Annotated in this window: 21 protein-coding genes; all 21 read right to left on the reverse strand. The window is 46.1% G+C overall.

Annotated features, from left to right (window positions below; all coding sequences use genetic code 11):
- Positions 1–532: 532 nt before the first annotated feature.
- Positions 533–2,047: a tripartite tricarboxylate transporter permease gene (locus ACXADE_RS16440; RefSeq protein ID WP_474981507.1), complete on the reverse strand. Its 1,515-nt coding sequence runs from the start codon at positions 2,045–2,047 to the stop codon at positions 533–535.
- Between the two features lie 17 nt (positions 2,048–2,064).
- Positions 2,065–2,529, reverse strand: a complete 465-nt coding sequence (locus ACXADE_RS16445) for a tripartite tricarboxylate transporter TctB family protein (RefSeq protein ID WP_474981508.1) — start codon at positions 2,527–2,529, stop codon at positions 2,065–2,067.
- 49 nt (positions 2,530–2,578) lie between these two features.
- Positions 2,579–3,586 carry a tripartite tricarboxylate transporter substrate binding protein gene (locus tag ACXADE_RS16450; RefSeq protein WP_474981509.1) on the reverse strand — a complete coding sequence of 336 codons (1,008 nt, stop codon included), beginning with the start codon at positions 3,584–3,586 and terminating at the stop codon, positions 2,579–2,581.
- A 247-nt stretch (positions 3,587–3,833) separates the two neighbouring features.
- Positions 3,834–4,499 (reverse strand): response regulator, encoded by a 666-nt coding sequence (locus ACXADE_RS16455; RefSeq protein ID WP_474982256.1) that lies wholly within the window; start codon positions 4,497–4,499, stop codon positions 3,834–3,836.
- Positions 4,489–6,093, reverse strand: coding sequence for an ATP-binding protein (locus ACXADE_RS16460; protein WP_474981510.1), 1,605 nt, complete (start codon positions 6,091–6,093; stop codon positions 4,489–4,491). The genes ACXADE_RS16455 and ACXADE_RS16460 overlap by 11 nt, the downstream gene beginning before the upstream one ends.
- A 233-nt stretch (positions 6,094–6,326) precedes the next feature.
- Complete coding sequence (locus ACXADE_RS16465) at positions 6,327–7,253, reverse strand: aldo/keto reductase (RefSeq protein WP_474981511.1); 927 nt, start codon at positions 7,251–7,253, stop codon at positions 6,327–6,329.
- Between the two features lie 78 nt (positions 7,254–7,331).
- Positions 7,332–8,441, reverse strand: a complete 1,110-nt coding sequence (locus ACXADE_RS16470) for a M20 peptidase aminoacylase family protein (RefSeq protein WP_474981512.1) — start codon at positions 8,439–8,441, stop codon at positions 7,332–7,334.
- A 264-nt stretch (positions 8,442–8,705) separates the two neighbouring features.
- Positions 8,706–10,013, reverse strand: coding sequence for a (Fe-S)-binding protein (locus tag ACXADE_RS16475; protein WP_474981513.1), 1,308 nt, complete (start codon positions 10,011–10,013; stop codon positions 8,706–8,708).
- Positions 10,006–11,409 carry an FAD-binding oxidoreductase gene (locus ACXADE_RS16480; protein ID WP_474981514.1) on the reverse strand — a complete coding sequence of 468 codons (1,404 nt, stop codon included), beginning with the start codon at positions 11,407–11,409 and terminating at the stop codon, positions 10,006–10,008. The genes ACXADE_RS16475 and ACXADE_RS16480 overlap by 8 nt, the downstream gene beginning before the upstream one ends.
- Before the next feature lie 11 nt (positions 11,410–11,420).
- On the reverse strand, positions 11,421–12,851 hold the full coding sequence (locus ACXADE_RS16485; RefSeq protein ID WP_474981515.1) for an NAD-dependent succinate-semialdehyde dehydrogenase: 1,431 nt from the start codon (positions 12,849–12,851) through the stop codon (positions 11,421–11,423).
- Between the two features lie 12 nt (positions 12,852–12,863).
- Entirely contained in the window at positions 12,864–14,141 is a 1,278-nt protein-coding gene (locus ACXADE_RS16490; protein ID WP_474981516.1) for an aspartate aminotransferase family protein, read from the reverse strand.
- A 12-nt stretch (positions 14,142–14,153) separates the two neighbouring features.
- Positions 14,154–15,860 carry a M20/M25/M40 family metallo-hydrolase gene (locus ACXADE_RS16495; RefSeq protein ID WP_474981517.1) on the reverse strand — a complete coding sequence of 569 codons (1,707 nt, stop codon included), beginning with the start codon at positions 15,858–15,860 and terminating at the stop codon, positions 14,154–14,156.
- Between the two features lie 16 nt (positions 15,861–15,876).
- Positions 15,877–16,830 (reverse strand): D-2-hydroxyacid dehydrogenase, encoded by a 954-nt coding sequence (locus ACXADE_RS16500; protein WP_474981518.1) that lies wholly within the window; start codon positions 16,828–16,830, stop codon positions 15,877–15,879.
- 6 nt (positions 16,831–16,836) lie between these two features.
- Positions 16,837–18,123, reverse strand: a complete 1,287-nt coding sequence (locus ACXADE_RS16505; protein ID WP_474964593.1) for a TRAP transporter large permease — start codon at positions 18,121–18,123, stop codon at positions 16,837–16,839.
- Positions 18,120–18,620 (reverse strand): TRAP transporter small permease, encoded by a 501-nt coding sequence (locus ACXADE_RS16510; protein ID WP_474981519.1) that lies wholly within the window; start codon positions 18,618–18,620, stop codon positions 18,120–18,122. Before ACXADE_RS16510 ends, ACXADE_RS16505 begins: the two co-directional genes overlap by 4 nt.
- Before the next feature lie 90 nt (positions 18,621–18,710).
- Positions 18,711–19,727 (reverse strand): DctP family TRAP transporter solute-binding subunit, encoded by a 1,017-nt coding sequence (locus ACXADE_RS16515; protein WP_474981520.1) that lies wholly within the window; start codon positions 19,725–19,727, stop codon positions 18,711–18,713.
- Positions 19,724–20,389: a GntR family transcriptional regulator gene (locus ACXADE_RS16520; RefSeq protein WP_474981521.1), complete on the reverse strand. Its 666-nt coding sequence runs from the start codon at positions 20,387–20,389 to the stop codon at positions 19,724–19,726. Before ACXADE_RS16520 ends, ACXADE_RS16515 begins: the two co-directional genes overlap by 4 nt.
- 251 nt (positions 20,390–20,640) lie before the next feature.
- Positions 20,641–21,789: a galactonate dehydratase gene (dgoD, locus tag ACXADE_RS16525; RefSeq protein WP_474981522.1), complete on the reverse strand. Its 1,149-nt coding sequence runs from the start codon at positions 21,787–21,789 to the stop codon at positions 20,641–20,643.
- A 43-nt stretch (positions 21,790–21,832) separates the two neighbouring features.
- Entirely contained in the window at positions 21,833–22,834 is a 1,002-nt protein-coding gene (locus tag ACXADE_RS16530) for a 2-dehydro-3-deoxygalactonokinase (protein WP_474981523.1), read from the reverse strand.
- Complete coding sequence (locus tag ACXADE_RS16535) at positions 22,831–23,475, reverse strand: bifunctional 4-hydroxy-2-oxoglutarate aldolase/2-dehydro-3-deoxy-phosphogluconate aldolase (protein WP_474981524.1); 645 nt, start codon at positions 23,473–23,475, stop codon at positions 22,831–22,833. The genes ACXADE_RS16530 and ACXADE_RS16535 overlap by 4 nt, the downstream gene beginning before the upstream one ends.
- Before the next feature lie 109 nt (positions 23,476–23,584).
- On the reverse strand, positions 23,585–24,361 hold the full coding sequence (locus ACXADE_RS16540) for an IclR family transcriptional regulator (RefSeq protein WP_474981525.1): 777 nt from the start codon (positions 24,359–24,361) through the stop codon (positions 23,585–23,587).
- Positions 24,362–24,456: the final 95 nt, after the last annotated feature.

The following is a 24,456-nucleotide window of genomic DNA, read 5'->3' on the forward strand; positions in this document are numbered from 1 at the left end:
CCTCCTGTACTTTTGCGCTTTTCTCAGTATAAAGCATGAGCATCAAATATGTAAGTGAACAGACTTACGCCAGGAACACTGGTTTATTGTTTGTCTCATCCATGACTATTATGAAAAATGGCAGTTCTTTATCGTGTGCCATGAAAATTATTTTACTGAAAATTCGGCTGTTTTTAAAGAGGCACCAGGCATCACACAGTCCGCCGCAGGCTTAATTTTAGCGATGTGGGAAACGTGACGCTTTGTATGTCGGCTATACTCTTAGTGTGAGCGTTTTCACTCGTATTTGCAATAGATTGAAAAAATTTTTCATAATATATTTTAATTTCACTTGATTTGCTACAGTTCTGAAGCTTTCTTTTGAAAGGATTTCACATCCTTCCAATGTCCTTTTAATCTCATTAAAAACTCTCTGACCACCACCCTGGATGGTGGTCCAGGAAATAGATGGTTTCAGTCCACGTTCTTATATAACGTAAAGGGGTTGATCGTTCATCAATGAATCCGTAATAAAAAGCCGAATGCTCCTGTATTAGGAGGCATTCGACTCTTGGTCCTTTTCGTCCGTTTGTGACCGGCGGTTCCGGATAATTGGAACGACAAACGAAAGGATACTTACAATATAAAGTCCGATGGATACGGGATCTGAAATGAGTGTCATCATATCCCCGCCCGCTGCCGTCAGCGACTGTCTGAGCGACTGCTCCATCATTCCACCGAGGATGAACGCTAATATGAAGGGCGCAGCTGGGAAGCTGAACAACCGCATCAAGTAACCGACAAAACCGAAAATCAACAGCAGGTACAAATCAAATGTACTGAAGCTGATGGCGTACACGCCGATCAAACTGAAAATTGCAACGAGAGAAATGAGCATCGGACGCGCGATTTTCAAAATTTTTGCGATGTAGGGAATCAACGGCAGGTTCAGAATCAGTAAGAAGATATTTCCGATATACATACTGGCAATGATTCCCCAAAATACTTCCGGACGGTCTGCCATAAGAAGAGGTCCTGGCTGGATACCGAGAACTAAAAAGGCACCGAGCATGACAGCGGTCGTACCAGACCCTGGAATTCCCAGGCTTAACAGAGGGACGAAGGCTCCACTTGTCGCAGCGTTATTGGCCGTCTCGGGAGCCGACAGACCTTTGATTGAACCTTTTCCGAATTCTTTCGGATTTTTGGCGATTTTCTTTTCCGATATATATCCGATGAACGAAGCAATCGTTGCTCCTGCACCTGGGAGAACGCCGAGAATGAATCCAAGAAACGACTGGCGGGTCATCGGGCCACGCATTTCTTTGAAATCAGCTTTGCTAAGCTTCAGACTCCCGATGTCCCCTTGATTCTGCAGGGATTGATCCTTCCGCTTTTTCACTAGAAAACAAATCTCAGCAAGGGCGAACAAACCGAGAGCGATGACAAGAAAATCAATGCCTTCCAGCAGGTTCGGATTTCCAAAGGTGAAACGACTTGTGCCGGTCTGGCCGTCGATTCCGATCGTCGCTACCATAAAACCGACCGTAGCTGCGATCAATGCCTTAATGGTTGAGCCGTCAGATAAACTGGAAATCGCGGTGAGTCCTAAAAACATCAACGCAAAATATTGCGGTGGTCCAAATGAAACGGCAACCGCCGATAAAGCGGGAGCGAACAACATCAAAAGGACGACAGAAACGGTTCCTCCGACGAAGGAGGAAATCGCAGCGATCGCCAGCGCTTTTCCTGCTTCTCCCCGTTGTGCCATCGGATAGCCGTCAAAGGACGTCGCAACAGTCCCGGATATTCCCGGGGCATTCAAGAGGATGGAAGATGTCGACCCTCCAAATACTGCACCATAATAAACTCCCGCCATCATGACCAAAGCGACGGAAGGGTCCATTCCGTAGGTGATCGGAATCATGATGGCAATCGCACTGATCGGACCGAGTCCCGGCATCATACCGATCAATGTTCCGGCAACGACACCGATCAGCACAAACATAATCCCCTGCCAGCTGAACGCGACTTGAATTCCCTGCATTAATCCTTCCATTGCACCCATGGTGACTCACCTCCTTTTTAAAATGGTAATAATCCTTGTGGTAGACGGATTTGTAGTAAATAGTTGAACGACAGATACATGATTAAGGGAAACAGAACGGCGACAAGAAGGGTGGTTACGAGTTTTCTATAACCCAGGAACCATGAACAGGCGAAAATAAACAGCATGGAGCTTAAAACAAATCCGAGGATTTCAAGTAGAAAGATATAAAGAAAAATCATAGAGCCGACTGCAAGTAAAACGAGCATTTCTTTTTTAGGCACCTGACGCTTTTCTTTTTCTTCTTCCGTTTCTGAAGACTTATCAAAAAATAGGAAAATAGCGAGGACGATCAGTAAGTAACCGAGGATTTTCGGAACTAAATCTGAATCGACCGGCACGTAGGGATACTCCTTCAAGTTGTAACTCAAATACAGATATCCAGCAGCAAACAAAATCAAAAAGATACTGACTTTCTGGTTCAACGTTTTCAGCAATTCCATCACCTTCGTTCTAATAGAAAAGGGCCTGCGCACAGACCCCGTCTATCGATTATTGATTCAATCCAAGCTCTTCCATCAAGATTCCGAGTTGATCCCTTTGTTCGTCCAGGAACTTGCTGTATTCTTCGCTGTCCATATACATTTCGTCCCATCCGTAGTTGGAGCGGATTTCTGCGAACGCTTCAGAATCACTGACTTCTTTCAGTTTCTCTTCATAGTAAGCGACTTGTCCTTCGGTCATATCCCCAGGTCCGAAGAAGCCTCTCCAGTTGACGAATGTCGCATCAATGCCTTGTTCTTTAGCTGTCGGGAAGTCTTCCAACACTTCTCCTTCCAGGCGTTCTTCTGCGGTAATCCCAAGGACACGCACTTTTTCAGCTTTCACTTGTTCAACCGTTTCAGCGATCCCGGTAGAATAAACATCAGCACTGCCATTCAGAATCTGCGTCATTCCGCCGCCATCCTGGGCAGAAACGTACTTGATTTTTTGAATATCCACACCTGCTTCTTTCGCAATTGTGACGAACTGCATGTGGTCCATAGAACCAGGAGCAGATGTACCTACAACCGTTACACTGGACGGGTCTTCTTTCATGTCTGCAAACAGCTCGTTCAAATCCTGCCACTTCGCATCATCAGCAACAGCAAAGGCTGCATAGTCTGCGATCATGTTGGAAAGCGGCGTGAAATCTTCATGAGACAAATCAGACTGTCCGTTCAATGGAACGAAGATCAATGGAGGAGAAGAAACAAAGATGTTATGCGGGTTGTTCGTACTGTTTATGTAAGACCAGCCGACAGCTCCCCCGCCACCTTCTTTGTTAACGACGCCAACACTTTGTTCTGTAATCTCTTCTTCTTCAAGAATTTTACCAACAGAGCGGGCCGTTGTATCCCAGCCGCCTCCGGACCCTGCCGGTGCAACGATTTCAATGTTCTTATCCGGCGACCATTCTCCATCGCCGCCCTCTCCACTCGTTTCAGAAGAGTCGCCGCCACAAGCAGCTAAAACCAATACCAACAACAAACTACCAAACATCCATAATTGCTTTTTCATAGAAACGCGTCCCCTCTCTTCTTGCTATTTGTTGATAGTGTATAAGATAAAAACACAAATGTAACCGTTTTCAAAATAACCGAAATTAAAAGCATAAAATCAATTAACCAAATAAAATGCACGGGCATGGATAAAACTGTAAGACCTGGTCACCCATTTTATGGGTGACCAGATCTTACAGTTTTTTACTATTCACTTCCACCCACAAAAAAACTCGCCTTTTAGGCGAGTGGGTATGTTCGTTTTTTTATTCTCTATAGTACTTTCTCTGCGGGCGGCCGACTTTTCCATAGTTCATTTCGGCCCGGCCTTTGCCAGTGTGGATCAAATATTCTAAATACCGCCGGGCAGTCGTTTTGGAAGCACCCATTTGGCGGCTGGCCTGCTCAGCTGTCAGCCCTTCCCCATCTGCTTCTGTCAGCATTTCTTCTACTTTTTCAAGCGTCATAGGGTCGATGCCTTTGGGAACAGGATCAGACACAGCTGCTGTTTCATTGGATGATTTGATCAACTGGTCCACAGCCTGCTGGTCGAACGTCTCGATTTCAGCCATTCGCTTTTTTCGTTCCTGATAACTCTCAATGGTCTCTTGGAAACGCTCCATTGTAATCGGTTTAATGATGTAATCAAACACGCCATACTTCAGCGCCTTTTCCACAATCTCTTTTTCTTTAGCGGCAGTAATCATGATAACATCCGTCAGCGGAGCGATCGCACGGACGTCATGGAGAAGCTCAACACCAAGCTGGTCCGGCATATAGACATCAAGCAACAAGAGGTCCGGTTGTTCCTGCTCCAACATTTTCAATGTTTCTTCCGCATTCAATGCCTTGCCGACAACTTTCACTCCATCGACCACCCGCAAAAATTGAGCATGAAGCTCTGCCACTCTGAAATCATCTTCACTGATCATCACTTTCACCGCGCCCACCTCCTCTATGTTTGGGGATAAAGATTGAAAATACAGCTCCTCCTGCTTCACTGTCGTCCACTTCCATTGTTCCTGCCAATCGCTCTACGATTTCCCTCACATTATGAAGACCGTACCCGCGGTGCTCTCCGTCTTTCGTAGAAAAGCCTCTGACAAACAACGAAGAGTACACGTCATCCGATATCCCCGGGCCATTATCTGTCACTTCAAAGACAAGGTCGTTTCCTACATCTGTCACAAAAAACTCCACCTGTTTCCTACTCTGACCGCTCACCGCTTCAAAGGCATTATCTATGAGATTCCCCAACATCGTCACAAGTTCTGTCCTTGTAATGTGAGAAGGAACCCGCTGTAATTCTGATTCTTCCTGTATGGTGAACTCCACTTTCTGTTCAGAAGCAGCACTCATTTTCCCGGTAAGGATCGCCTGCACAGTTTCATCCTGAATCCGATCAAAAATCAGCGCTTGATGCTTTTGAGAAGTTTGGAAATCTTCCTCCAGCATACTCATTGCTTCCTCCTGTTTTCCAAGCTGCAATAATCCAAGAAGCACATACATTTTGTTGGCATGCTCATGCGTTTGGGATCGAAGACCTTCAGAATGGCGTTTCACTTCTGAAAGCGCCTGAACCATGTTACGTACTTCCGTCTTATCACGAAAACTGGATACGACTCCGGCCACTTCTCCTCCGTGCAAAATCGGTGTGCGGTTGACGATCACGATTTTATCCAACAGGACCATCTCTTCGTCGCGAATTGCTTCTCCCGTTTCCAATACTTTGAGCATCTCTGTATTCGGGAAAACATCTGTGATCAACCGGCCTTCCGCTCCATCCGATACGTTCAATAAATCTATCGCTGACTGATTGATCATCGTCACAACGCCTTTAGAATCAATCGAGATGATCCCTTCCTTGATCGAAGAAAGAATCGCTTCCCGGGTTTGATAAAAGGATGTAATTTCATAAGGCTCAAGACCAAGTGTATCCTTCCTGATACTCCGGGCGAGCAGTAGACTACCAACTGCTCCGACGATCAATACTAAAACAGCCACCCCGAAGACGTTCTCAAGCTTACTCCAGACAATCGACCTTACATCCTCAAGCAAAAATCCGACTGAGACGATGCCGATGATTTCACCATCCTCACCGATAATTGGAGCCTTTCCCCTCAACGAAGGTCCAAGCGTTCCTTCTGCTTTTGATATGTAAAACTCGCCATTTTTCAAGGCACGCTCATTATCCCCGCCGACCATACGTCGGCCGATTTTCCATTCATCCGGATGCGCATAGCGGATGCTGTCTTCGTTGCCGACAACCACAAATTCCGCACCCGATTCTTCCTGCACACTCAGTGCAATCGGCTGGATAATTTCCGAAGGATGATCACTGTTGAACGCTGCTTTGATTGAAGGCATGAAAGAAACCGTGCTCGCAACTTGAAGAGCCAGCTGCCCCATCTGATCTTCGACATCTCTTTTCTCCATATAAGCAAACACACCCGCTAGCGTCCCGATGACGAAAACGAGCAGGGATAAGATCAGCACCATGATTTTCGTGCGCAGGGAAACCCTCATTGACATCTCCACCTATGAAAACGTTATCTTACTTATCGTAACATAGGAGAAGATTCTATCGATTGATAAAGTCTGAATTTTTCATCATCTATTTCGTTTATAAAAGGAGAAGGCATTCCTCTCAGTCGCCCATAAGAAAGTAGCCAGTCACAAATCGTGTTTTATAGGCTGACTTGCACCTAAAAAAATGTTCACTCCTTTTAGAAGTGAACATTTTTCAATAACTCAGATCCTTACGAAAAAATCTTATCAACCTTAGAAATTTCATCATCTGTCAGCTGTACATCTAATGTTTTCAAATTATCGACGACCTGCTCCGTGCGCTTCGCCCCCGGAATAACAGCATCTATGGATGGCTGATTCAAATACCAGGCTAATACAATATGAGGAACCTTTACGCCTTTTTCTTCAGCAATGGGGCGCAGTTGATCCACTTTAGCCAAATTCTGTTTAAAGTTCTCTCCTTGGAAAAGAGGATTTTTCGCCCGGAAATCATCAAACGTCGTATTTTCATTATACTTTCCTGCAAGCAGCCCGGATGCAAACGGGAAATAAGGAACGAACGAAATTTGGTTCTCCTCAGTATAAGGGAGCATTTCCTTCTCTGCTTCGCGCTTGAACAAGTTATACTCCCCTTGAATTACATCTACATAACCATCCTTATTCGCTTCTTTCAACTGCTCCACAGAGAAGTTCGACACCCCGATGGAGCGGATTTTCCCTTCATCCTTCAATTCTTTTAGAGCTCCTACAGCTTCGTCTTTCGGCGTTTCTTCATCAGGAAAATGGATATAGAAGAGGTCGATAAAATCGGTGCTCAGTCGCTTCAAACTGTCTTCCACAGATTTTTTCAAAAACGCAGGAGAATTATTGAAGACGACATCTTCCCCTTTGAACTGATGAGCTCCTTTTGTAGCTAGGACGATTTCTTCCCGCTGATACTCTTTCATGACCTCACCGACCAATTCTTCGGAACGTTCCGGTCCATAGATGAAGGCGGTATCCAGGAAGTTCATGCCATGATTCAAAGCGGTCCGGACGACAGCCTTCCCTGCATTTTCATCCAGATTCGGATAAAGGTTATGGCCACCGACCGCATTGGTCCCGAGTCCGATCGGATTAATCTGCAAATCTGACTTTCCTAACTGCGTCTTTTTCATCGTTTTACATCTCCCTTGATCGTTGTTCTCTTCCATTGTTTACCACGATAGCCTCCTACAGAAACAAGCAAACCGGACTTACCTCGTCTTTAATACTCCTAAAACCGCTTCGACCAATACTTCTGAGGCTTCATTCATGACGCTTTTATCAAAATCCATATGAGGGTGATGCAATCCCGGCTGCAGGTCACATCCCACCGCAAGCATCGTGGCCTTCAGATCAGGTTTCTGGATGGTATAAAAATGAAAATCATCTCCCCCGGTCGTTTGAATCGGAGGCTTCACTTTATCCTCACCTGTAACTCGGACAATCGCCCGCTTCAGTATATCCGCGGCATCTTCGCTGACTACGGCTGCCGGTACGTGAGATTTCTCCAAAAGTCCTATAGTCGATCCATGCAGAGAGCCAAGCATTGTACACGTTTCTTTCACTCTAGCCACTAATGCTTCCATGACATCATTCGTTTGAGCCCTTACATCGATTGAAAATGTAGCATTCCCCGGGATGATGTTTGTACTTTGGCCCCCGCTGTTAAAAGAAGTCACTTTTGCTGAGTGTGGAACGGATGGATCCATGTGAATGTTATTGATCATTTGGACGATTTCCGCCCCAAGTTCGATAGCATTCTTATTCAAATGGGGACGAGCTCCGTGCGCATCTTCCCCCTCAATTCTTCCCTCTAAAAATCGAACAGCCCCATGCCGGATGGCAGGAGCAAATTCTCCCGACCGCATCTCCTGAATCGGCCGCAGGTGAAGGCCGAACAGATAATCTACAGGATCGATGACGCCTTTTTCCACCATGGCAAGCGCCCCTTCGATCTTTTCTTCAGCAGGCTGAAAAATGACCCGAAGTGTTCCTGTCCACTCCTTCTGCGTCTTTTCCAAAGCAAACATGGACTGGAGCACTATAGACATGTGGGCATCGTGGCCGCAGGAGTGATTGGCCTTGAATTCGCCATCTACTTCCTGCCAGAGCGCGTCTATGTCTGCTCGAAGCGCCACACACGGTTTTCCTTGACCAAGTTCTGCGACTAATCCTGGACAATCACTAAAACGATGAATTTTAAAGTTGGTATCCTCTAACAATTTCATGATGTAATTAGTAGTCTCGTTTTCCTCCCAACTTGTTTCGGGATGATTATGGAGGTGGGTGAAAATTTGTTGAATGGACGGATAATTCAACATAATATATATTTCCTCCTTTAAAATATTTATCAATTTAATTCTCTTTCCTTATTAATTTGCTTTTGTAACTTCTATACTTTTCCTTAATTATCCTTTGACAATAATAAAGTGAATACATTATCACAAAAAAATTATATTTTTCACTTCTTCATAAGGGAGACTTTTTAATCATAAAGTGATCACTTTCCTGTTAAAGAACCATTAAAAAATTGAAACCAAAGCGAAAATTTTCGCTCTGGCTTATTTAAGGAAAACCCCCATACCCTAATAATCGTTCTTATTTTGAGGATTCGATTGAAGCAATAAATCAACAAGATGCTCTGCTGATATGCTTTCAGATTTCCCTTCTCTTTCAATACCAACTTTCATTTGCAGCAAACATCCTGGATTGGTGGTTATAACCATGTCAGGATTTTTCGCACAAACATCGTTCATCTTCACATCAAGGATTTTCATCGACTCGTCATAGTTCACCATGTTGTAAATCCCGGCACATCCGCAGCAAAATTCAGGACGATCCAGTTTCTTGAAAGTCAGTCCAGGAATTTTACTCAGCAGTTCCAACGGTGGAGAGGTTACCTTCTGCACATTCGTCATGTGGCAGGATGGTTGGTACGTAATCGTTTGATTTACGGGTTCTTGGAAATCCAGACCGTCCACCTCGACAAGCACTTCTGAAATGTCTTTCACTTTCTCTGTAAAGACTAGAGCTCTGTTGTACCATTCTGATCCTTCCTCGAAAAGATGATGATATTCAATAAGGCGAGCGCCGCACCCGCCTGCATTGTTAACGATATAATCGATCTCTTCCTCTTCAAAAGCAGCAATGTTTCTCTTTGCCAGCTCTTTGGATTCTCCCACTTTTCCTGAATGAGCATGAAGCGCACCGCAACAGGTCTGCTCTTCAGGGAGTACGACTTCAAGACCACTTCTCAGCATCAGTTCAATTGTTTTCTGATTGGTTTCAAAGAAGACACCATCCATGACACAGCCGGTAAAAAAGGCAACCTTTGCTTTGGCTGGACGGTTCCTTATGTACCGCTTCACCCGCTCGTTCCGTCTCTTCGGTGATGGTTGTTCGGGTATGACTTTTTCAAACACACCTAAATGAAGCGGAGCAGCCTCGGTGATCTTCATCAGCTTGGCTAAACGCTGGACTCCGGACTTTTGATAAAACCAGGTTGCTTTCCCTAAGGTATCCATCCATTTACTCGAAGGGAAGAACGTACGGAAAAGGAAGTCCTCTGTCCTCTTTTGTAATGGTCCCTTAGATCTGTTCTCTTCGATAACTTCTTTTGCACTTTCTAAGATTTGGCCGTATTGAACGTTCGTAGGACAAACGGTCGTACAAGCCATGCATCCGAGGCATTTCTCAATGGGGTCCTCCAAGTCTTTAATGGAAGCTTTATTTTCTGCGACCATTTTTACAAGGTTGATGCGTCCTCTTGGAGAATGAGTCTCTCGCTCCATCGTTTCATAGGTTGGACAGGCAGGAAGGCAATAGCCACACTGGACACAATCAAAGGTTTGATCATAGCTGAGTTTTTGCTGAAGCTCTAATAAATTACTCATGAGTCAGCACCAGCTTCTGGTCTTTTTCCGGAAATATTTTGCCTGGATTCATAATGCCATTCGGATCCCAGCTGTCTTTAATGCGTTTCATCATATCCAAGCCAACAGCGCCTAGTTCGTATTCCATGAATGGAGCTTTCATCGTGCCGATGCCGTGCTCGCCTGAAAGGGTCCCTCCTAAATCGACCGCTGCTTCAAATATTTCCTTCACGGCCTGCTCCACGCGCTCCATTTCTTCTGTATCCTTTTTGTCACAAAGGATGTTTGGATGCAGGTTTCCATCACCGGCGTGGCCGAATACAACAAGAGAAAGATGGTATTTCTCTTTGATTTGTGTCAATCGGTCCATCATATCCGGAATTTTGCTTCTTGGCACCGTAGCATCTTCGGATACTTTGGTAGGCTTGATCTTAGCAATCGCCGGTGACACCTGTTTACGAGCAAACCAAATCGCTTCCTCTTCTTCTGGAGTTTGCGGCACGGTGATCCCGGTTGCTCCAATGGTGGTCATAATTTCATGAAGCGAATCCATTTCGATTTTCAACGTTTCCGGGTGCCCATCCAGTTCAACGATGACGATCGCCTCTGCTTGTTGCGGAAGCCGTGACGGTCGGAAGTTTTCTACCGCGACAATACAGGCGTGATCCATGATCTCAAGCTTGGAAGGTAAGATGCCGGTGGTCAGCGTCCGTGAAATAGCCGCTCCAGCTGTGCGCACATCAGCAAACTCCACCATCATTGTCCGTTTCGCCAACGGTTTAGGGACGAGCTTCAAGGTCGCTTGTGTGATCACTCCTAAGGTACCTTCAGATCCAACAATCAGTTTGGTCAAGTCAAAACCAGTGACATTCTTGATCGTCTTTCCTCCTGTCCGGATCACTTCGCCTTCCGGGGTGACCAGCTCAAGTCCAAGCACATAATCTTTCGTCACTCCGTATTTCAGCCCTCTTGGTCCTCCTGAATTTTCTGCCAGGTTTCCACCGATGGTTGCCACATGGGCACTGCTTGGATCCGGGGGATACATAAGACCATGCTTTTCAGCTTCCGCATTGATCCTCGCTGTCAACACACTGGGAGAAACCGTCACCGTAAGGTCTTCAATAGCTACATCCAGCTCTTCAGGCCACTGGGACAGATCAAGAACGATTCCTCCATGAACAGGCAAGGGACCGCCGCTTAAGCAAGTCCCTTGTCCTCTTGGATAAACTGGAATGTGGAAGTCGTTCGCTACCTTCATCACATGAATGACCTGCTTCTGGTTCTTCGCCTGCACGACCAGTTCCGGAAGATGCTCACCGAAAGAGGCGTCGAAGCTGTAACTGTAGCGTCCGGCCAGGTCGGCAATCAACTGCTGACTGGGGATCTTCTCTGACAGAACTTCCATCCACTTCTCCATATGTTTTCCTCCTATATATTTCCGATGGAAACAAATTTATCTTCCAAGTATTCTTCGATTCCCTGACGTCCGCCTTCACGTCCGGTACCACTTTCTTTCATTCCCCCGAAAGGTGCTTGAGCGGTTGTCGGAATCGGATCATTCAGACCGATGATGCCGTATTCCAAACCTTCCATTAGCCGGTATGAGCGAGAGATGTCTTTTGTAAATGCATAAGCGGCCAGCCCGTATTCTGGATGGTTCGCCCGTTTGATGGCTTCTTCCTCTGAAGAAAATGTGTAGATAGGAGCGACAGGGCCGAACGTCTCTTCTTTTGTAATGACCATGTCATCAGTTGCATTCCCTAACACTGTCGGTTCAAAGAAGCTGCCGCCTTCTTGTCCAACTGCATTCACTCGCTGGCCACCACATAAAACGACGGCTCCTTTTTCTGTCGCATCTTTGATTTGTTCTTCGACCTTTTCTACGGCACCTCCGTCAATGAGTGGACCGATTTCAACTCCATCGTCCAATCCATTTCCAATCGAAAGGGCCTGGACTTTCTCAACAAAACGTTTGGAAAACTCTTCGGCGATCGTATCCTGCACATAGATCCGGTTGGTACATATACAAGTCTGTCCGGCATTACGGAACTTGCTCCCTACAACACTTTCGACAGCGAGATCCAGGTCAGCATCCTCAAAAACGACAAAAGGCGCGTGACCTCCGAGCTCCATCGATACTTTTTTAACGGTCTCTGCCGAATCACGAATCAACTTTTTGCCGACTTCCGTGGAACCGGTAAACGTAATTTTTTTCACTTTCGGGCTTTTCGTCATTTCACCGACTACTTTGGAAGCTGAACCCATGATCAAGTTGGCGACACCCTTAGGTAGTCCTGCTTCATGGAAAGCTTGAAACACTTTTATCGCAGACAAAGGCGTAGCGGAAGCAGGCTTGACGACGACCGGACAGCCGGCTGCGAGGGCCGGGGCGATTTTTCTAGTAATCATCGCCACAGGAAAGTTCCAAGGCGTGACGGCTGCGGTCACACCGACAGGTTCTTTGAATACGTGCAGACGCTTGGAAGGATGAGAAGCCGGGATCGTCTCTCCATACACCCGTTTGGCTTCTTCGGCGTACCAATCCAAATAATCGATCGCAAGATTCACTTCGCCTTTCGATTCATTCAACGGTTTGCCCATTTCTTTTGTAACGGTCTCTGCAAGTTCATCCGCTTGTTCACGCAGGATGTTTGCTGCCTTCACAAGATAGGCGCCGCGCTCTTTGGCGGTCAACTTCTTCCATCCTGAAAACGAACGATCGGCGGCATCAATGGCCTGTAATGAATCTTCGGATCCGCCTTTCGCCACTTGTTGAATCACTTTTCCAGTGGCAGGGTTCGTGACATCCAACTGTTCTCCCGACTGGCTGTTTGTCCATTCTCCATCGATATATAACATGAAAGGCCCCTCCTATTTTTCCGTCAAAACTTGTTCAACGACGTTGATTACTCGATCAATTTCTGCACGCTTAACTGTTGTTGGTGGAATGAAACGCAGGACATTCTTCTTCGTTCCGCAACCTAGTAGAATAATACCTTCATTCAATGCTTCTGATCTGATTTTAGAAAGCATATCGGAATCTGGAGAACCATCCTCTTTACGAAGTTCGATGGCAAGCATCAGTCCGACACCACGAACATCTCCGATCCCTTTCACCCGTTCTTTCAATTGGATGAGAGCTTCCTTGAAGTAAGCGCCTTGATTTTTGGCATTTGGCAAACCTTCTTTTTCTAAAATGTCGATAGAAGCAAGAGACGCAGCACATGCTACAGGATTTCCTCCGTAAGTCCCTCCGTGGGTGCCGGCCGGCCACTGTTCCATGATTTTTTTCGGTGCCACAATCGCACTGAGTGGGAAGCCCGCTGCAATCCCTTTCGCAAGCGTTAAAATGTCTGGTTTTACACCGAAATGCTGATAGGCGAACATTTCACCCGTACGTCCGAAACCCGTTTGGATTTCGTCAAAAATAAGAAGGATGCCATGCTCATCACAAAGGGTGCGAAGTTTTTCCAGGAAGCTCTTCGGTGGAACGATATATCCGCCTTCGCCTTGAACAGGCTCGAGAATGATCGCAGCAACACTCTCAGGGTGGACTTGGAAATCGAACAGTTCCTGCAGTTGAGCGAGGCAGCGCTCGACTTCTGTTTCTTCCGAAAGTCCCGTCTGGTAAGCATAAGGATAGTCTGCATAGTAGACACTCGGAAGCAGCCCTTCATAATCCTTACGGTACGCCGCGTTCGAAGCGGTAATGGACGTTGCCGCAATCGTACGACCATGGAAGCCTCGTTTGAAGGAGATCACCGCTGGACGTTTCGTCACTTTTTTCGCAAGTTTAATGGCGCCTTCATTCGCTTCGGCCCCGCTGTTGCTGAAATACACCATCTGATCTCCACCGTTCAACTCGTTCAGCTTCTCCGCGAGCTTCACATACGACGGGTAGTAGACGACATTGTGTCCGCCATGGATCATTTCATCGAGCTGTGCTTTCGCTGCCTCCACGACTTTCGGGTGGTTGTGACCAACGTTCGTCACGGCTACACCACTCGCAAAATCTAAATACTTCGTTCCATCCTCACTGAATAAATAATGGCCTTCGGCTTTCACCATTCCTAATGTCGTTGCACGGGAAGCTGTCGGTGGCGTTACTTCACTCGCACGTTCATATAAGCTTTTTGTCATTTGCACCATTGGTCGTACCTCCTAGTTTTGAAAAATTTTCTCCGTAACCTGACGAGTCAACTGCGGTAACGTTTTGAACGTGTAGGGTTTATACACGCGTTCTGTATATTTGTGCGCATCCTTTCCATAGACACCCATGTTGATCGATGGGATATTCAACTTACGAATCTCCTGAATCGGTACTGGATAGATTTCATGATACTCTGGAAAGTTATCAATCAAGGCCTGCACTTCTTCCTCTGAATCGTGCAGCGATAAATAACTGCTGTCCGATAAGAACGGAAAGAACTTTTTGACAGCAAAAGTTCCTTCCACCTGATTCTTGTTTTGGTCCGTTACTTCTCGAAGCACATCTATGATTCTCTTTTCACTATCGATCTCTTCCCGCAAAAAGTTGTGCGGGCAGTAAGGCGGTGCAAAGAATATGACGACTTTAGGGTGTTTATCAGGGTCGATACTCTGTAAGCTTTCTACAACTTGGAAGGCGATTTCCCTTTTGTCCATCGTCTCCTGAGAGTAATCCAGCTCCTTAATGAAAGTTTTGACATCGATTCCCTGCCCTTCAAGGTGACGAATATATTCTTCATACGTATAAATGGAAACATCCCAGGTGAGTCCTTCGTGGTCCGGGTAATTCCCCGTATTTAAAAACGTTTGATACTGCTTCTCCATATGCCTTTGTGTGGACGCACAGGCTTCAGCCGTTTTGGAAACAAGCTTTGCCATCACTTCATCTGGTGAAGATTCATAGATGAAATAATTGAAGTAGAGCCGGCTGGCGAGAGGCGTCTGTACATTATAGAAATCTTTCTGATCACGCTGATGCAGGCAGGTCGGTGGAAGCATATGTTCACCACTGATCCGCTCTGAAAATTCCATATTATTGTTGATGCGCCGGTTGATCTCTGCTGAAATCAACGTTGGATCGACCCCTGTCAGCGTTTCCCCAACGTGGGCTTCCCGCCCGTAAATGGAGAAGCACGGAAGCAATTTCCCGATAGCCCCCGTATACATGTAATAGTTCGGGTCGCCAGGGTACAGCTCCGTTACAAAGTCATTGTTGATGGCTACCTTCAACTCCAACTTCCACTCTTCTTGGAGGCGTTGAAGCTCCCCCACCGAGTCTATGATCCCGGTGTGCTCGTTTTCTTCAATGGGATTCAGCATAAGGAGAATATTTCCTTTAAGCTCCTCCGCCCTCTGGGAAAAATGGATAAGGTTCACTAAGTGAACTGCGATCCCGCTTTTCATATCCACAGAACCGCGTCCGAACATCCAATCGCCACTTCGTGCGTGACTACGAACTTCAGGCGTTGGGGCATGTTTGGCGAAATGTTCGTTCAGTTGATCCGGATTGTACGCAAGCCCCTTCAATTTCCCAAAATCATCGATGCCCACCGTGTCCATGTGGGAGTGATAAAGTACCGTTTCTTCATACTTAGGATTCCGAATGATCGCGTACACATTTTTTCTTCCTAGAGAATCGTTGTGCAGCTGTTGTGTCCATACAGCTTCTGGTCGTTCTTTAAAATAGGGAATCTTTCGAATGAACGCTTCCAGATACTCCGCGATTGTGACTTCTCCTGAGGTCCCGTTAATGCTTGGAATATGTACAAAAGCTTCCGTCAATCGCTCGATCTTGTCTGCATCTTTGAGGTCGCGAATTTCGTTGTAGAGAGTTTCCGGACTCTTCGGTTCCAGCGCATCTGCATGAGAAGATAGATTCATAGGAACGCTCCTTCCTTTAATAGTATTTGGCCAGGTCGACGAGATTTCTCATTCGATGCTGTTCGTTTCCCGTGAATTTGCGATAGTTCTCCAAAAAGATCTCCATACACCTCGTCATATAATGATCCGATTTCGCTGACATGTGAGGAGTCAACAGCAAGTTGGGCAATTCCCAAAAAACATGGTCACGTGGGAGGGGCTCTTCGACGAAGACATCCAGCACCGCGCCTTTTATTTTCTCCTGCTTCAAATAAGCGGCAAGAGCTTCTTCATCAACGACACCTCCACGACCCAAGTTCATAAATACAGCCTCGTGATGGAGACGACCGAGCTTTTCATGAGAGAAAATATTTTTCGTTGACGGTGTGTAGGGAAGAACCGAAAGGACATAATCGTATTCACCAAGCCGATCAAGCCCTTCCTCCATCGTGTACACCCGTTCAAAAGGCTCTTTGAAGCTTCCCCTTGTGTTCACCCCATCGATCCTCATCCCGAAAAATTGAGCGGCTTGCCCAATTTCGCATCCTATCGTGCCTGTACCGAAGACCAGGACTCTGCGGTCGACCAATTCCCCGACCAACGTCTCTCGTTCCCAGACCCGGTTTTCCTTTAATTGCAGGAAGCGGTGGAAGTGTTTTTCAAAATGGAGCATTGCTCCGATCACGTATTCCTTCATAGACCGGCAGTGAACACCTCTGGCATTTGTAATCAACAGCTGCTTATCTCGTAATTCTTCAAAAGGAAGATCTTCCAAACCTGCGCTTAACAGCTGGATCCATTTCAATGACTCAAAATGGTGGATATTCTCATTCGTCAAATCATTTCCGAAGGTAATCAAAACATCCGTTTCACTGCGGACGTCTTGAGGGACTTCATCGAGACATGAATAGATGAGAACGTCTTCTTTGTTCTCCCGCTGCCAGCTTTCTATATGGGTTTGTCTCCATTCATCCGAAGTACTTACGATCATGGCCGTTTACCTCCCATCATAAAGTTCTGGTAGATATAGAGATAAGGAAGGAACAAAGGTAATGATTAAGAGCGACACAATCAAGACCAATAAGATTGGCAGAATCGCTTTAGATATGCTCTCAATTCTTGTTCCGCTTATATTTGAAGCAACGAATAAGTTGACGCCTACAGGCGGTGTAATGAACCCAATAGCAAGGTTCGCGACCAATACGACGCCGAAGTGGACAGGATCAACGCCAAGCGCCGTGACCACCGGCAACAGAATCGGCGCCAGAACAACAAGCGCGGAAATCGTATCAATGAACGCTCCGACGATCAGAAGTAAAATGTTAATCAAAAGGAGAATGACAAACGGATTCTGTGACAAATTCGTCAAGAACTCCGCAATCGTCATCGGAACACGTTCTGACGTCATGAGGAAGGAAAACGAAATGGACAAGCCGATGATAATCATCGTTGCCCCGTTAATGACAGCTGCCTCAGACAGCGCGTCATAGACATCTTTCCAGCTGAGTTCCCGGTAAACGAACAGACCGACGACGATGGCATAAACGACGGCCACTACAGCTGCTTCCGTCGGAGAGAAAACGCTTCCGTAAATCCCGCCAAGAATGATGAAAGGTATGAGCAACGCCCACTTCGCTTCCCAAAACGTGCGAACAACATCCTTGAACGAAAAGGATTCTACAGCCGGTTTGTAATCATTCTTTTTTGAAATGACATACGAAATCGCAAGCAGACATATTCCGATGATAATTCCCGGGATGATTCCGGCTAAGAACATGCTTCCGACAGAAACACTTCCGACAACCCCGTACAGAACGAAGGGAATACTAGGCGGGATAATGACCCCTATGGAACCGGATGCGGCCGTAATGGCAGAAGCGAATCCTTCCCCATAATTTCGGCGCTTCATTTCCGGAATCATGAATGAACCAATAGCGGCAACCGTTGCCGGCCCAGATCCTGAAATGGCAGAGAAAAACATACACGCTACAACTGTGACCATCGCCAGTCCACCGACAATCCAACCGACGAGCGCACTGGCGAAGTTTAGAATCCGCTTGGACACTCCCCCTTTTCCCATTAAGATCCCTGCCAGCATAAAAAACGGGATGGCCATTAATGGAAAGGAATCGAGCGAGGTAAAGGCTCGCTGGGCGACAATCGTCAAATTCATATTGGTTGTAAATAAAATCGTAAAGATCGATGACAACCCGAGAGCAATCGCAATCGGAACATTGATGATGATAAATAGAAACAACGTACCAAATAAGATTAATATCGTCATAATTGTTCACCTTCCGAAGAGGAGTAGTCTCGATTCGGATTCTTGATGAGGAGGAGGAATTGTTGAATCAAACGGATGGACATCAACAAACCACCTGCGGGAATTGCAAGATACGCCCACCACATCGGGACCCTCATCGCAGGGGATACTTGTCCTTGCTCTATCAAGCTGAGAATTACATCGCTCCCGACATAGGCAAGCGTCACTGCAACAAAGAACCAAAGACCAAGGGCAATGAAGTCTATGATTCTTCGATAGAGCGGGGGCAGCAGATCTTTGAACATCTCCACTTTAATGTGCTTGCCTTTGCGAACCGCAAAACTTGCCGCAATCCACACCTGCCAAATATGTATGTAACGGGCTAATTCTTCTGTCCAGCTCATCGAGTCATTGAACACGTAACGCGATACTACTTGATAAAAAATGAGAAGTACCATTAAGGCCATCGTGATGACAATGAGTATTTCTTCTAACCTTTCATCTATAAATGTCTTCATCATGTCTCTCCTTTGATAATCACGCCTCTTTCCGTTTTTGAACAAATGAAAAGAGCCCGGTGGAGCTCATCACCCCACCGCTCTCTCTTATTATTCGTTCGCTGCTTTCGCCTGTTCGATTAAATCCGCACCAATTTCATCTTCGTAATCGTCATACACGGATTGAGTGGCTTGAATGAACTGATCCTTTTGTTCCGGAGTCAATTCATTGACGTTCAACCCTTCATTTTCCTGCAATTCTTTCAGGAACTGCTCATCTTGCTCACTTGCGAGTTTACGTTGTTCGTCTCTGTAGGTTTTTGCTTCTTCTTGGAGGATCGTCTGTAGTTCTTCTGGGAGGCTGTCCATAAAATCTTTGTTCATAAGTAGAATTGTAGCGGCATAGAAGTGGCCACTGACGGTCAAATAATCTTGGACTTCGTAGAATTTGTTTGTGTAGACAAGGGATACTGGACTTTCCATCGCATCGTATGTACCTTGTTGCAAAGAGGTATAAAGTTCACCAAAGGCAAATGGTGAAGCATTTGCTCCTAAGGCATTAAATGTATCTGTGTGGACAGGGTTTTCCATTGTTCTCAACTTCAAACCATCCAAATCACTAGGGTTTTCAATCGGACCTTCATTATTGAGGATATGACGGAACCCATTTTCACCGAAAGCCAGCCCCTTAAACCCTTCATCTTCAAGATCTGTTAACAAAGACTCGCCTAATTCCCCATCCAGCGCAGAATATGCGGCTTCCTTTGTCTTGAAAAGGAATGGTAAATCAAACACCATGAATTTACTATTGAAACCGGAAAGAGGTGCAACCGCAGGGATCGTCATCTCAAGATTCCCCATTTGAACTGCTTCAATGGCTTCTCGGTCAGAAGCATATAAGGATCCGTTCGGGTACGCTTCGATTTGAAGTTGACCATCCGACCTTTCTTCCACACGCTCAATAAAAGATTCTAATGCCACGTGTGTCGATTGTTCTTCACTTACTAAGTGGGCAACTTGGATTTCGTATGTATCCCCTCCCCCTTCTGAACTTGCTTCATCACTGCTACACCCTACTAATGCAGAAGATACCAACAAACCAACAATCGGTAATAACCATTTTTTCATCTTTTAACTTCCTCCCCGTTATGATTGATAATTCTTTTTGTAACTTGTTTTATGTGTGTTTCCATTGCACACTCTGCCTGTTTTGGATCATCTTTCTCAATTGCATCAATGACTTGGTAATGCTCCTCCACTGCGCCAATCGCACTATTGGATAGAGTACTCGTCAATATCAAAAAACGTTGGATCTGGCTGTTTAAATTCTCAATGAACTCTTTTAATTTATTATTTCCAGATATCTCGGCGATGTACGAATGAAACGCATAATCAAGGTCGATAAACTTATGAAAGTTCTTTTCAGCGACTGAAGCACGCTGCAAATCTGATAACCTGCGAAGCTCTTTCACATCTTCTTGCGTCGCCAGACTGCATGCTAAACCTGCAGCCATCGACTCCAAACGCTCACGAACCAATAAAAAATCGTGTGCATTTTCTGGTGAAACCGAACTGACTCTTGCTTTACTTCCTTTCTTCACCTCCACAAGCCCTTCAAAGGCTAACTTCTTTAAAGCCTCCCGAATAGGGGTTCGACTAATTCCCAATTGAGAAGCAATTTTCTCTTCTGTTAAATAATCTCCAGGAAAAACTTCATTATTAATGATGGATGCTTTGATCGCCTTATAGGCTTGTTCCATCAATGTTTCGGTACGAGCAATTCTTTCCACGAAACCTTCCTCCATCGTTTAAGTATTCTGTATTTCGCATTCTGTATACTGTATACAGAAATCTTAAGTCTTATTGTGCTCGTCAAATGACTGAATGTCAACACTTTTCAGAAAATTTAAGAAAATAATGGTTCTTTCACGTTCTTTACTTATTAGAATGATTAATAGCTCTTAACCAAATAATAAGAACTACGAGGCATGCCCCGTAGTTCTTATCATGATCCATTATATATCTGTTTACTTCTCGACCTTTACCACTCCGCTATACTCCCATCCCTATGTCTCCAAATCGGATTCCGCCAATTATGACCTTCTTCCGCACGCTTTCGGACGTAATCTTCATCAATCTCAATTCCGAGACCCGGACCAGCAGGAAACGAGACATGTCCGTCATCGTAATCGAACACGCTCCGGTCTTTCACATAGTCTAATAGATCATTCTCTTTATTGTAGTGAATCCCTAAACTCTGCTCCTGAATGAAAGCATTGTGGGCTGTCGCATCAACATGGAGGCAGGAGGCCAATGCAATCGGTCCTAATGGACAGTGTGGCGCGAGTGCGACATCATAGGCTTCCGCCATGGAGGCGATTTTTTTCACTTCGGTGATTCCACCGGCATGGGAGAGATCAGGCTGGATAATGTCGACGACGCCATCGGACAAGAGGTTTTTGAAATCCCATCGGGAATACATTCTTTCACCGGTCGCAATGGGAATCGAAGTATGGGCGGCGATATCTTTCAACGCATCATTTTGTTCAGATAATACCGGCTCTTCGATGAACATTGGGCGGTAAGGTTCCAGTTCTTTGGCCAGGATTTTTGCCATCGGTTTATGGACTCTGCCGTGAAAGTCGATGCCGATGCCGACATCTTTCCCAACACTTTCTCTTACACTCGCGACTCTTTCGACCGCTTCATCGATTTTGCTGTACGAATCGATATACTGCAGTTCTTCCGTTCCGTTCATTTTGACGGCAGTGAATCCTGTGGAGACGGCTTCCTGGGCCGCTTTTCCGACATCGGATGGCCGATCGCCGCCGATCCAGGAATAGACTTTGATGGAATCGCGGCAGGCACCACCGAGCAGTTGATAAATGGGAGCGTTATAGAACTTCCCTTTGATATCCCACAACGCCTGGTCGATGCCAGCTAATGCACTCATCATGATCGGGCCGCCTCGGTAAAATCCGCCTCTATACATCCTGTTCCAATGATCTTCAATGCGTAGAGGATCTTCACCGATCAAACCCTCCATCAATTCTTCAACCGCTGCTTTCACCGTATGAGCTCTGCCTTCAATAACGGGCTCTCCCCAGCCTGTCAGGCCTTCACTCGTTTCTATTTTTAGAAACAACCAGCGAGGGGGGACTTGAAATAGTTCGTAGCTTACGATTTTCATACCATCGACTCCTCCATATATATTTTTCCTTGTGTGTCTATTTTCATAGATTCATAACGAACTGTCTGCCGACTTCCAACGCTCCATAAACCGCAGCCGTCTCCACTTGATCATCATCCGCCATTTGAATAGAGACTGGGTAATTCTCCTGGACAAGTAAATGATAAAAAATACTTCGCAGCGGCTCGGAACCACCGATCGTAACCCAGGATACTCCTTCTTCCTCGAGCATTTGCGCCAATGCATCTATATCATAGGACAAAACGGCTCCGGCATAGTAGTTCGCCCGCTCATTCTCACTCAAGTCTGAGAACAGCTGCAGAAGACGGATCTGGTATAGACTGCGCGTCACTCCGGATTTTCTGGCCGCTTCAAATCCTTTCAATAGATAGTAGGGATCGACTTCATCCACCAGCTTTTCATTCAAAGAGTCCGATAGAATCGTTTGGTCCCTTACAGCCTTCAACATCTCTCCACCAAGAGTGGAACGGCAGCTCAACAGTTTCTGGTCCTCCCCGACGAGGACATATTTCGTATGCGACCCTGGGAGGATCATGATCCCTTTGCCTTCTGCAGGAATTTGTTCCAACAGGCCGTAAGTCTCGACTTCTTCTCCTCGCATCACATCGTACTGGTCAATGACCTCCAAGTCTTCTTTCAGGGAATCAGTTACGCTGTTCTTCATTCCCGGTACATAGAGGCAAGGGATATGGAAAAACTCTTCTGCCTCCACGATTTTCGCTCCCTGGATGAAATCCTCGATGCCTGCTGGTGACTCTACATGAGGGACTTCATAGAGTCCGAGATTAGAGGTGATCATGCCTGCTGCGACGATGTAACGGATGTCTTCTCCTGTAAAAGAATGCTCTTCCAGCAATTGAGCCACGCCTTTCGAAAGCTCCTGCTTCAAACGTTCATTGCTACCGTCAATCGCAGTATTCCGAACACCGATCGGAAGCTTCACTACTCCGATCACTACTTTATCCTCTTCCTTCACTAAACGTATGCGGGAATTTGTTGTACCCGTATCAATCAGGATGATCAATGTCTCACCTCATTTTGGTTTATGATTTCGTCCCGTTTTTGAATCAACTCGACCGCTCTTGCTTTCACTTCATCCATATTTATGTTTCCGCTCACCAATGAACTGCCGATGCCGACCGAAGCCCATCCGGATTTCAAGTAATCAGCCACATTGTCGACCGATACTCCGCCGACAGCCATCACTTGAATGGAAGGAAGCGGTCCTGCCAGATCCTTCGCAAACTGGAACCCGACCGACCGGGCCGGAAAGACTTTGACAAGCTTCGCTCCCCATTCATAGGCCGTCAAAGCTTCTGTAGGTGTCATGACTCCTGGGATGACAGGAATTCCTCTGCGATTCCCAATCTCGATGGTTTCTTTTTTTAGTGTTGGCGCGAGCAGGAAATCAGCACCTGCATCGATCGCCGCCTCTGCTCCATCCGCGTCGAGAACTGTCCCGGCACCGACGAATAGTTCATTCTGAAATTTTTCTTTCATTGTCTTCAAACCTTCTAATGCTCCCGGTGTGTTTAATGTGATTTCAACCACCCGGATTCCGCCCTCATACAAAGCCTGCGCTAAGCGTTCGACGGATTCGATACGCTCAAGCCTTACGATAGCGACAACCTTCTCCTTATTGATCCGCTCAATCGCTTGATTCATAATAAACCTCCTCGTTCCTTATTAAGGAACACTGTTCCAATTATGTAACAAAAAAAGAGGAACAGCTTTTCAAATTTTATAAAAAGTATATCCCCTGCTGAAAACGCTGTCAACTTCCAGGCAAACCGAGCAACCCTGAAATCTCTCGCGAAACCCTCTTCAAATCTTCCGCCAGCTGCTGCAACTTTTCCTCATCGACTCTCATCTTCGGTCCAGCCACACTAATTCCAGCTATGACACGACCATGATGATCGAACAAAGGGGCTGCTGCACACTGGATGCCATATTCGTGTTCTTCCAGATCGAACGCTACGCCACGGCTGCGGATTTCAGCCAGGTGCTTTTTCATCTCGCCTGGATCGATGATGGTATGTTCCGTGAATTTTGTCATCGGTCGTTCCGTTAATACTTCGTCTATTTTCTCTTCCGGTAAAAAAGCGAGCATTGCTTTACCTACACCTGTACAGTGCATCGGTGACCTTTTTCCGATGCGGGAAAACATCCGGATGGTCGTTTCCGGTTCCGTCTTATCAATATAGACGATCTCCAGTTGATCCATCATGACTAGGTGGACAGTTTCTCCCGTATCCCCGGCGAGCTGGTTCAAATAAGGCGCAGCGATGCTGCGGATATTCAATTGACTCGAAACGACTTCCCCGAGTTCTATCAACTTCAATCCAAGCTGGTACCTTTCTGTTTCCGACTCCTGCTTCACATAGCCCTGGATGAGGAGAGAACTCACCAGCCGGTGGATCGTGCTTTTGGAAACATCCAGCCGGTGGGACAGTTCCGTCACTCCCAGCCCTTTCGGATGTTCTTTCAGGATGTTCATAATATGTAAAGCCCTGTCGACGGATTGAACGGTCACTGCTTCTTTTTTGGCCATTCCTAAAACCACCCATCTGCTAAAGTTACAACAAAATTATATCATAAAGCCAAACAAAGGACCGACGATATTCCGCCGGTCCTCGTCCTTATCAT

Source organism: Halobacillus sp. ABR2_026 (assembly GCF_056158545.1).

Bases quoted from the DNA above. Each gene is read 5' to 3' on its own strand.
- ACXADE_RS16505 (WP_474964593.1), bottom strand. From the start codon at position 18,123: ATGACGATATTAATCTTATTTGGTACGTTGTTTCTATTTATCATCATC.
- ACXADE_RS16470 (WP_474981512.1), bottom strand. From the start codon at position 8,441: ATGTTGAATTATCCGTCCATTCAACAAATTTTCACCCACCTCCATAAT.
- ACXADE_RS16510 (WP_474981519.1), bottom strand. From the start codon at position 18,620: ATGAAGACATTTATAGATGAAAGGTTAGAAGAAATACTCATTGTCATC.
- ACXADE_RS16445 (WP_474981508.1), bottom strand. From the start codon at position 2,529: ATGGAATTGCTGAAAACGTTGAACCAGAAAGTCAGTATCTTTTTGATT.
- ACXADE_RS16440 (WP_474981507.1), bottom strand. From the start codon at position 2,047: ATGGGTGCAATGGAAGGATTAATGCAGGGAATTCAAGTCGCGTTCAGC.
- ACXADE_RS16515 (WP_474981520.1), bottom strand. From the start codon at position 19,727: ATGAAAAAATGGTTATTACCGATTGTTGGTTTGTTGGTATCTTCTGCA.
- ACXADE_RS16475 (WP_474981513.1), bottom strand. From the start codon at position 10,013: ATGAGTAATTTATTAGAGCTTCAGCAAAAACTCAGCTATGATCAAACC.
- ACXADE_RS16535 (WP_474981524.1), bottom strand. From the start codon at position 23,475: ATGAATCAAGCGATTGAGCGGATCAATAAGGAGAAGGTTGTCGCTATC.
- ACXADE_RS16460 (WP_474981510.1), bottom strand. From the start codon at position 6,093: ATGAGGGTTTCCCTGCGCACGAAAATCATGGTGCTGATCTTATCCCTG.
- ACXADE_RS16495 (WP_474981517.1), bottom strand. From the start codon at position 15,860: ATGAATCTATCTTCTCATGCAGATGCGCTGGAACCGAAGAGTCCGGAA.
- ACXADE_RS16465 (WP_474981511.1), bottom strand. From the start codon at position 7,253: ATGAAAAAGACGCAGTTAGGAAAGTCAGATTTGCAGATTAATCCGATC.
- ACXADE_RS16485 (WP_474981515.1), bottom strand. From the start codon at position 12,851: ATGTTATATATCGATGGAGAATGGACAAACAGCCAGTCGGGAGAACAG.
- ACXADE_RS16500 (WP_474981518.1), bottom strand. From the start codon at position 16,830: ATGATCGTAAGTACTTCGGATGAATGGAGACAAACCCATATAGAAAGC.
- ACXADE_RS16540 (WP_474981525.1), bottom strand. From the start codon at position 24,361: ATGGCCAAAAAAGAAGCAGTGACCGTTCAATCCGTCGACAGGGCTTTA.
- ACXADE_RS16480 (WP_474981514.1), bottom strand. From the start codon at position 11,409: ATGGAGAAGTGGATGGAAGTTCTGTCAGAGAAGATCCCCAGTCAGCAG.
- dgoD (WP_474981522.1), bottom strand. From the start codon at position 21,789: ATGAAAATCGTAAGCTACGAACTATTTCAAGTCCCCCCTCGCTGGTTG.
- ACXADE_RS16450 (WP_474981509.1), bottom strand. From the start codon at position 3,586: ATGAAAAAGCAATTATGGATGTTTGGTAGTTTGTTGTTGGTATTGGTT.
- ACXADE_RS16490 (WP_474981516.1), bottom strand. From the start codon at position 14,141: ATGGTGCAAATGACAAAAAGCTTATATGAACGTGCGAGTGAAGTAACG.
- ACXADE_RS16455 (WP_474982256.1), bottom strand. From the start codon at position 4,499: ATGATCAGTGAAGATGATTTCAGAGTGGCAGAGCTTCATGCTCAATTT.